Origin of the sequence: Xanthomonas axonopodis, from assembly GCF_001304695.1 — a bacterium.
Classification (GTDB): domain Bacteria; phylum Pseudomonadota; class Gammaproteobacteria; order Xanthomonadales; family Xanthomonadaceae; genus Xanthomonas; species Xanthomonas axonopodis.
Map to the genome: position 1 here is coordinate 1 of NZ_JFAQ01000073.1, position 1,086 is coordinate 1,086.

Here is a 1,086-nt window from a genome sequence, read left to right on the forward strand (position 1 = left end):
CATCGACTGATGGGTGCATTGGTGGCTCCACCGTGGCTGGTACGGCTGGCCTGGGGCATCGCCGCGTTGATCGTGATGCTGAACCTCAAACTGTTATGGGACACCGCGCTGGGCTGAGACCCGCCCAGCGCCGGTTGCGCGTGCCGCCGAGGCAACGCGCGGCCTGCAGGCCGACCATGCTGCGTCGACCTGCAGGCGCAAGCATCAACGCTTGGCGAACGCCAGCAGATCCTGGTTGAACTGCCCGGTGTGGGTGAATGTCAAACCGTGCGAGCCCCCGGCATAGATCTTCAGTTCGGCGTTCTTGATGATCTCGGCCGAGCGCCTGGCCGACGCATCGATCGGCACGATCTGGTCGTCGTCGCCATGTACGACCAGTGTCGGTACCTCGATCTTCTTCAGGTCCGGGGTGTAGTCGACTTCGGAGAACTGCTTGATGCAGTCGTATTGCCCCTTGTGGCCGCCCAGCATGCCCTGCAGCCAGAAGGAATCGCGCATGCCCTGGGTGACCTTGTGACCATCGCGATTGGCACCGAAGAATGGCGTGGTCAGATCCTGGTAGAACTGCGAGCGGTCCTTGGCCACGCCCTCGCGGATGCCGTCGAACACGCTCATCGGCAAACCGCCGGGATTGGTCGGGCTCTTCGCCATCTGCGGCGGCACTGCGCCGACCAGCACGACCTTGGCGACGCGCTTGCTGCCATGGCGGCCGACGTAGTGCTCCACTTCACCGCCGCCGGTCGAATGGCCGACCAGGATGGCCTCGTGCAGGTCGAGCTTTTCGATCACCGCCGCCAGGTCGTCGGCGTAGGTGTCCATGTCGTTGCCGTCCCAGGTTTGCGATGAGCGCCCGTGGCTGCGACGGTCGTGGGCAATGACCCGGAAGCCGTGCTGCCCCATGAACAGCATCTGCGCATCCCAGGCGTCGGCGGTCAGCGGCCAACCATGCGAGAACACGACCGGCTGACCCTTGCCCCAATCCTTGTAGAAGATCTGGGCGCCATCGGGGCGAGTGACGAAATTTGACATCGGGGAGACTCCGTGCTGGGTGGGATGATGCGGGGATGGGGGGGCGGCCGCGGCCGC

General features: G+C 64.8%; 1 protein-coding gene. It reads right to left on the reverse strand.

The window, feature by feature from the left end:
- Positions 1 to 204 precede the first annotated feature (204 nt).
- The gene (locus XAXN_RS07760; RefSeq protein ID WP_057655412.1) at positions 205 to 1,029 is read right to left on the reverse strand and encodes an alpha/beta fold hydrolase; all 825 of its coding nucleotides are present in this window, start codon (positions 1,027 to 1,029) and stop codon (positions 205 to 207) included.
- Between the last annotated feature and the right edge of the window lie 57 nt (positions 1,030 to 1,086).

Bases quoted from the DNA above. Each gene is read 5' to 3' on its own strand.
- XAXN_RS07760 (WP_057655412.1), bottom strand. From the start codon at position 1,029: ATGTCAAATTTCGTCACTCGCCCCGATGGCGCCCAGATCTTCTACAAG.